The organism is Verrucomicrobium sp. BvORR106 (genome assembly GCF_000739655.1).
Lineage (GTDB): Bacteria > Verrucomicrobiota > Verrucomicrobiia > Verrucomicrobiales > Verrucomicrobiaceae > Verrucomicrobium.
This window is the reverse complement of the sequence record NZ_BATR01000144.1, coordinates 1-7,148: the sequence shown is the minus strand read 5'-3', so window position 1 is coordinate 7,148 and position 7,148 is coordinate 1. Positions and strand designations below refer to the sequence as shown.

Annotated in this window: 7 protein-coding genes; 4 read left to right on the top strand and 3 right to left on the bottom strand. The window is 62.5% G+C overall.

What is annotated here, in order from left to right:
• Nucleotides 1-52 precede the first annotated feature (52 nt).
• The gene (locus BV106_RS26135; protein WP_038169653.1) at nucleotides 53-298 is read right to left on the bottom strand and encodes a MoaD/ThiS family protein; all 246 of its coding nucleotides are present in this window, start codon (nucleotides 296-298) and stop codon (nucleotides 53-55) included.
• 15 nt (nucleotides 299-313) lie between these two features.
• A complete protein-coding gene (gene hpt, locus BV106_RS26130) occupies nucleotides 314-871 on the bottom strand; it encodes a hypoxanthine phosphoribosyltransferase (RefSeq protein ID WP_038169651.1) in 558 nt (185 codons plus the stop codon).
• 40 nt (nucleotides 872-911) lie between these two features.
• Here hpt and pdxH point away from each other — a divergent pair, with 40 nt between their 5' ends.
• Both pdxH and BV106_RS26120 read left to right on the top strand, forming a co-directional pair.
• Nucleotides 912-1,571 carry a pyridoxamine 5'-phosphate oxidase gene (gene pdxH / locus BV106_RS26125; RefSeq protein WP_038169650.1) on the top strand — a complete coding sequence of 220 codons (660 nt, stop codon included), beginning with the start codon at nucleotides 912-914 and terminating at the stop codon, nucleotides 1,569-1,571.
• A 145-nt stretch (nucleotides 1,572-1,716) separates the two neighbouring features.
• Nucleotides 1,717-2,310 carry a MarC family protein gene (locus BV106_RS26120; RefSeq protein ID WP_038169649.1) on the top strand — a complete coding sequence of 198 codons (594 nt, stop codon included), beginning with the start codon at nucleotides 1,717-1,719 and terminating at the stop codon, nucleotides 2,308-2,310.
• A gap of 537 nt (nucleotides 2,311-2,847) precedes the next feature.
• Here BV106_RS26120 and BV106_RS26110 read toward each other — a convergent pair.
• Nucleotides 2,848-4,254, bottom strand: coding sequence for a hypothetical protein (locus BV106_RS26110; protein ID WP_038169645.1), 1,407 nt, complete (start codon nucleotides 4,252-4,254; stop codon nucleotides 2,848-2,850).
• Between the two features lie 147 nt (nucleotides 4,255-4,401).
• Between BV106_RS26110 and asnB the strand changes: the two genes are divergently transcribed.
• Both asnB and BV106_RS26100 read left to right on the top strand, forming a co-directional pair.
• The gene (asnB, locus tag BV106_RS26105) at nucleotides 4,402-6,354 is read left to right on the top strand and encodes an asparagine synthase (glutamine-hydrolyzing) (protein ID WP_038169643.1); all 1,953 of its coding nucleotides are present in this window, start codon (nucleotides 4,402-4,404) and stop codon (nucleotides 6,352-6,354) included.
• 67 nt (nucleotides 6,355-6,421) lie between these two features.
• The coding region (locus BV106_RS26100; protein WP_265596078.1) for a glycosyltransferase at nucleotides 6,422-7,148 on the top strand (727 nt) is incomplete at its 3' end.

Below are 7,148 nucleotides of genomic sequence, written 5' to 3'. Positions count from 1 at the left end.
AAGTTGGGGGCGGGGGCTTCCATGACGGCTTGGCGAATTTGGCTACAGGGCGCTAGCCTCCTTGAACCGGGGGCATGATGGCCACCTCCGCGCCCTCATGCAGGGGGGTGTTGCGCTTGGCGTAGGTCTGGTCCACCGCCACGAGGAGGCTCGCGTCCCAAGCTTGTAGGGCGGGCCATTTCTGAAAAACGTCAGTCAGGAGGTCGCCAACGGTGGCTCCTTCAGTGAGGACGATTTCGCTCTCCTCAGTGCCCGTGAGGTCCTTCAGAACGGAGAAGTACAGAACTCGAACCTTCATGGTCGCAGGGGGAAGTCAAATGGCGCTCTCACTGAGTACGCCGATGCAGGGGAGGTTGCGATAGTGACCCTGGTAATCCATGCCGTAGCCGACCACGAACTCGTCTGGGATGTCAAAGCCCACGTACTCCACCTGGGGTTCGCGTTCGCGGGGGCGCTGTTTCCTCAACAGCACAGCTGTGCGCAGCGTGGCGGGCTGGCAGGCGGTGATGAGCTGGTCCTGCACCGTGGCCAGCGTGAGCCCGGTGTCCAGGATGTCGTCAATGAGGAGCACAGTCCGGCCTTCCAGCCCGGCGGGCATGCGCTGGAGGAGCTGCACCGTCCCAGTGGAAGAGGTGCCGCCGTGATAGCTGCGGACGGAAACGGTGTGCACCCGCACGGGCAGGGGTACGGAGCGCAGCAGATCCACCACGAAGAAAAGAGCCCCGTCCATGAGGGCGACCACATCGAGCTCCTGGCCTTCGTAGTCGCGCACAATTTCTGCGGCGATCTCAGCAACACGACGCTGGATCGTCTCGGAATCGAAGACGATCTTGTCTAAGCTGGAAAGAACACCTGCAACCGCCTCGCTCATGTTGTATCAGAAAAACCACTGAACTCCCTACTTCCTGCAAATGACTCCCGCTGGCAAACCGAATCTCGCCGACCTCCGACTTAGCTACGAAAAAGGTGCATTGGATGAGGCGACCCTGCCGGTAGACCCGTTCACGCTCTTCCAGTTGTGGCTGGATGACGCCCTGGCGGCTGGTGTGACGGAGGCCAATGCCATGACCTTGGCGACGGTTTCCGCTGACGGGCAGCCCTCTGCACGCACCGTGCTGCTGAAGGGGTTGGATGAGCGCGGGTTCTCCTTCTTCACGAACTATCACAGCCGCAAGGGCCGTGAGCTGACGGCCAACCCGAAGGCCTCCGTGGTCTTCTTCTGGAAGGAACGCGAGCGCCAAGTCTGTGTGCGCGGGGCCGTGACCGTGCTGGGTAGGGAGGAATCAGAGGTGTATTTTAAGAGTCGCCCCTATGGCAGCCAGATCGGGGCCTGGGTTTCAGAGCAGAGCAGCCCCATCCCGAATCGGGAGTGGCTGGAGGAGCGTGAACGGGTGCTCAAGGCCCAGTACCCTGAGGGAGAAGTGCCGCTGCCACCCTTCTGGGGCGGTTATGTGCTGGACCCCCATGAGGTTGAGTTCTGGCAGGGGCGCCCCAGCCGGTTGCACGACCGGGTGCAGTATGATCGTGTGGCGGAGGGGGCGGGCTGGAAGTGGACGCGGCTGAGCCCTTGAGATCGGTAGAACGGTAATTCAGTAATACAGTAATTCTGTAAACCGGTGGATCAGCGGTCAGGTCTCCGCGTCACTTGGGTGGGGGACTGCGTCTCTTGCGAATGGCTAGGTCTTGACGCCGCCGGGTGGGGTCGGATGATGGGGCATGCGCCCTACCGACTGGATCAGTGCCCTTGTGCTCCTGCTTATCGTGCTGGATCCATTGGGCAACGTGCCGGTGTTCAGCTCGTTGTTGCGTCAGGTGGTGCCCGCGCGGAGGAAGCGGGTCATCTTGCGGGAGTGTGGGATCGCGCTGGTCGTGCTCTTCTTTTTCCTGGCGTTTGGAGGTGGTTTCCTGAAACTTGTGGGGCTGTCGCAGAGCTCACTGGGCATCGCCGGCAGCATCATCCTGTTCATGATTGCGCTGCGGATGGTGTTTGAGTCCACCGAGAAGGTGTTTGGCGGACTGCCCCAGGGTGAGCCATTCATCGTGCCGATGGCCATTCCCATGCTGGCCGGGCCATCCGCGCTGGCCACGGTGATCCTGTTTTCCAGTCGGGAGGGGGTATCCACCTTGGGGGCGGTCGCGGCGATCTCCATCGCCATGGGCGTGACCTGTATCGTGCTGCTCTTGGGGGAACGGATCATTCGCCTCGTCGGTGAGCGCGGTCTGGCTGCCATGGAGCGTCTTATGGGCCTGCTGCTGACCGCGATCGCGGTGGAGATGTTCTTGCGGGGAGTGAAGGAGTTTATGAAGTGAGACACCAGACTGCCAGACGCCAGACATGGGACCTGAGATGGGAGATCGAAGCGGGAGTGGTTCGGCTAGCGGGTGTTTTCAGGAGCGAGGATGCTGTTGTGGCAGGCGAAAGCGGCGTCGAGCCGCACGCACTCCAAGACGCTTCGCGACGCAGTCTGCACTGGAGCACAGAACGCCCATCGACTCCTGCCCATCTCATCCCGTTGGCTCATCCAACCACACGCCAGTGTCTTGGAGTGCCTGCGGCTCGACGCCGCTTTGGTGGATCTTGTGATGGGCTAGAGCCAGAGACGGTTGAGCAGGGGGGGACAGCTGAAAGTAGTGCTGGGCTTTAGCCTGGCGTTGGGTGCCTTGGGAAGCGCGACTGACGCACTGAAATGCCGGACTACCTAGATTTGCCGGAGCGGCATCCTGGGACGCTTGAGGCGGGCCGGGACAAGAATGTCCCTCCCTCCTTTTACTGACCGCTTCGATGTTCGTGGGCTGCTTGGCGAGAACTCAAGTCTGAAGTCTGGCAGTCTGGCGTCTGGTGTCTTATCAAATCTTGATCCCGATCTTCTTAAACCCGGCTTTCACGTCGTTCACGAACACCTCAGAGCTGCGGCCGTCGAAGAGGATGTCCAGCTTGTCCATGCCGAACTGGCGGGAGTTCACGCGCTCTGGGCGCTCGGGGCGGGGAGGAGGGGTGAGCTCCCGGGGATAGCTGAAGCGTCCGCCGCCCAGCTGTTTCACGCCGGGGAGTTTGAAGAACTCCTCCATGGCCTTGCGGTACTCGGCGAGTTTTTTGTCGTACTCGGCGCCTTTGGCTCGCTCTTCGGCCATGGCGTCGAGGTATTTCAGGAAGCGGGTGCCTTTGCCATCGCCATCCAGGTGGCAGAAGTAGTACACCAGCACGTAGGACTGGAAGTAGAGCTGGCGCATCGCACGGTGCTGGCTCGCGGGGTTGTCGGCGATCTCGTCCCACTTGTCGCGAGGCATGCGCATGTGCTCCTCCAGGCCGCGGAAGTCGGCCAGGGTCATGCCCTCACTTTCGGCCCGGGCCTTGATGTATTCTTTGAGGCCGGACTCGTGCCGCCCTGCCTGGAACCGGCCCGCGTTATAGGGAATCGATTCGGTGTACTCGGCAGTGCCTTCAATGATCCACGTGGGCAGGAAGCTCAGGTAGTCATGCATGAGCTGGTGCGTGATCTCATGCACGATCGTGTCGTTGCGGTAGTTGTCGTCCTTGAACCAGGTCTTGCCCCGCAGATCCAGCCCGAGGCTCTGGAACGGGATGCGGAAGGTGCGGTCGCTGCCGAAATAGACGCCTCCCGAGTTCTCCGGAGCACCGCTGGCCACGTAGCTGGCCCGGCTGGCAAAGAACTTGGCCTGGTAACGGCCCAGATCCGCGGGCGGACGGGGCTCGATGCCCCATGGCAGGGCCTCGACAAGGGCGCGAGTGGCCTCAAACGTGCGGGCGATTTCCTTCATCACGCTGCCCGCCAGTTTGTCCTCAGCGGTGAACTCAAAGGCCTCGGAGCGGTAGATGCAGCGTTTTTCCGCCGGTACTTCATCCACCACGGTGATCTCAATGGCGCGGGTGGACACTTCCACCACATCGGGCCAGGTGCGTTTTTCCACCGGGATGCGGGTGCCGGTGGTGGCTGTCATGCTGGTAGCAGGTGCTGATGCCGGTGCCGACGCCCCAGAGGCTGCGGTCCCGTTCTGCTTGATGAAGGCCTGGTCCGCATTCGAGAGGCGGTTCAGGGCAAATTTTACTGACTGGCCAGAGGCGAGGACAAATACGACCTGATCGCCCTCCACACCGGCCAGCTTGGCCTGCATCACGCGTCCCTGAACGTCCGTCCATTGACGAAGATCTCCTGCCGCGGGTGCCTGCCCGAGGGACAGGGCAAACGGAGCGCAGGCCAATGCAGCGGTGGCGAAAAAGACGGAGAAGCGCATGGGTGAATTAATAGGCTGTCGAATTATCTCAGACGGGTTCCGGGCGTCAAGACTGTCCTGAGCAGGGGAATCGGTTGGCGGCACAAATAGGGCTGGCGATCAGGTTCAATTACGGCTTCATTTCTTCAGTCTTGACGGAGAAACATCATGTGCGGATTCATCGGCTGGTTCCAGAACGGGGGAGGCTTGGACGACGGGCGACGGCAGCGGCTGTCGCAGGCGTTGCAGCTCATCACCCATCGCGGCCCGGATGACGGCTCGGAGGCGGGCGGCCCGGCGTGGTACATGGGATTCCGGCGGCTTTCCATTCAGGATCTGAGCTCAGCCGGCCGCCAGCCCATGCGGTTCTCCGGGGGGCGCTGCACGCTGACGTTCAATGGCGAGATCTACAATTTCCGCGAACTGCGGGAGTCCTTGGCGGGCGAGACCTTTCATTCCACCGGGGACACGGAGGTGCTGGGGCGGATGCTGGAGCGCGCCTCCCAGCCTGAGGACGTGCTGCGGAGGCTGCGCGGCATGTTTGCCTTTGCGTGGTGGGATGATGCGGCAGGCACCCTGGTGGCGGCGCGGGATCCCTTCGGCATCAAGCCGCTCTACTACCGTCTTTTTCCCGATGGTTCATTGATGATCGGCTCCGAGATCAAGGCGCTGCGCAAGATGATGGGGCCGGACACCGCGATCTCGCAGGCGGGACTGGCGGAGTATTTCCGCTGGGGGGCGGTGCAGGCCCCACACACCATCTATGAAGGCGTGCAGTGCCTGCCTCCCGGTCATCTGCTGCGATGGAGCGAGGGCGACCTGCAGGTGGAGCGCTACTTTGCGCCCGAATGGCCCGGGAAGGCGGAGCGTGTGGGCGGCAAGGCGGCGCTGGATCTCACCCGGGAGGTGGTGAGCCAGAGTGTGAAGGCCCACCTTGTGAGTGATGTGCCGGTGGGCGTGTTCCTGAGCGGCGGACTCGATTCCACCCTCATGGTCGCGTTGATGAAGCAGCACGGTCTCTCAGACATCCAGGCCTTCTCCATCGGGTACGAGGAAAATGCGGGAGTGCCAGATGAGAGCGATGCCGCGGAGAAGACGGCGAAGTTCTACGGCTGCCGGTTTGTCCGCGAGCGGCTGACCTCGGCATCCTTGTTTGCCAAGCTGGATGACTACCTCTCCTGCCTGGACCAACCCACGGGGGATGCGCTGAACACGTGGCTGGTCTCCCAGGTGGCGGCCAAGCATGTGAAGGTGACCTTGAGTGGACTGGGGGCGGACGAATGGTTTGGCGGGTACAACTATCACCGCCTGTTGCATCTGGCTCGATTGTTTCCCGTGGGCCGTACGCCGTTGCGCCTGCTCACCGCGCCGCTGGCGGGAGCCCTGAACGGATTGCTCCCGGCGGGAGCGCAGGGGCACAAGGCGTGGAAGGCGCTCTACTATGCCAGTGGAGCCGCCGGGAAAACCCTACCGGAGATGCATGCGCATGCGCGCGGGATCTTTTCCCCCAGAGAGACCGCCCGCCTGTTGGGCTGCCGCACCAGTGTGGCGGACCATCTGGCGCTGGACAACGAGATCCGCGATGTGCTGGTGGCGGATCTGGATCAGCGCGCACCGGATTCCTGGTTGCACCAGTTGCTCCTGCTGGAGACGGAGACCTATCTGCCCAATACCTTACTCAGGGACAATGACGTGACCAGCATGGCTCATTCACTGGAGCTGCGAGTGCCTCTGGTGGACCCGGAGGTCTTCACCCTGGCGGGACGCCTCCGCCCCTCCAGCAAGCTCAACCTGCGCGGTGGCAAGCGAAACCTGCGGGCGGCGTTTCATGACATCCTGCCGGAGTGGATCGCGCAGGACACCCGCAAGAAGACCTTCACCCTGCCACTCATGAAGTGGATGCGGGATGAGGCGTGGAAGGAGCGCATCAGCGACACGCTGCACAGTCACAAGTGTCGCGAAAGGGGGCTCATGAATCCCAAGGTGGTGCTGAAGCATCTGGAGGCGTACTACCGCTCCGATGTCTCGGACAAGCGGGCCTGGCGCTTGAGCCAGTCCGTATGGCTCATGTTTGTGCTGGAGTCCTGGGTGGCCCGGCAGACAGAGAGGTTTCAGGAATAAACGGCGGCAGGCTCCCTGCGGCAAGGCAACCCGGAACGGTCAAGCGAAGATCACGAGAGGCGAAAACATGGTGAGAATTCTTCAGGTGTTCAACAGATACGTCCACATGGGCGGCGAGGAGAAGTCAGTGGACCGGATCTACCAGCATCTGGGGGAGGAGCACCAGGTGGCGCGTTGTTTCTTCGAGAGCAAGGACTGGGCCCGGGCCTCCGCGCTGGCGATCCCGGGGCAGTTGATCAAGACCTTCTACAACCACGGCAGCCGCAAGAAGTTCGAGGAGGTCATCAAGACCTTCCGGCCGGAGGTGGCCCTGTTTCACAATGCGTTCCCGGTCGGCTCACCCTCGCTGTACCACGCGGCGGCGCGGCATCGGCTGCCGGTGATTCACTATGTGCACAACTTCCGCCCCTTCTCCGTCGGGGGCACGCTCTATTCGAACGGGCAGTTCCTGGAGGAGGCGCTCGGCGGGGACTACCGTCGCGAGGTCCAGACCGGGGCCTGGCAGGGATCGCGGCTCAAGTCCGCGGTGATGGCCCGTGTGCTGCGCCGGTTGCATGCCTCCGGCTGGCTGGAAAACGTGCGGGCCTGGGTCTGCATCTCCGAGTTCCTGCGGGACAAGCTGGCAGTTGGTGCGGGGGTGGAGTCTGACAGGCTGTTCGCCCTGCGGCATTCTTGGGATGCGATGAAGAATCCGCCGCCGCCGGATGACCGGGGTTATTACCTCTTCCTCGGCCGGCTGGTGGATGTGAAGGGGGTGGAGGTTTTGCTGCAAGCGTGGCGGCATCTGCGCGCGC

Excerpts from the sequence above, each read along its gene's own strand:
- BV106_RS26110 (WP_038169645.1), bottom strand. The coding sequence starts at position 4,254 with ATGCGCTTCTCCGTCTTTTTCGCCACCGCTGCATTGGCCTGCGCTCCG.
- asnB (WP_038169643.1), top strand. The coding sequence starts at position 4,402 with ATGTGCGGATTCATCGGCTGGTTCCAGAACGGGGGAGGCTTGGACGAC.
- pdxH (WP_038169650.1), top strand. The coding sequence starts at position 912 with ATGACTCCCGCTGGCAAACCGAATCTCGCCGACCTCCGACTTAGCTAC.
- hpt (WP_038169651.1), bottom strand. The coding sequence starts at position 871 with ATGAGCGAGGCGGTTGCAGGTGTTCTTTCCAGCTTAGACAAGATCGTC.
- BV106_RS26135 (WP_038169653.1), bottom strand. The coding sequence starts at position 298 with ATGAAGGTTCGAGTTCTGTACTTCTCCGTTCTGAAGGACCTCACGGGC.
- BV106_RS26120 (WP_038169649.1), top strand. The coding sequence starts at position 1,717 with ATGCGCCCTACCGACTGGATCAGTGCCCTTGTGCTCCTGCTTATCGTG.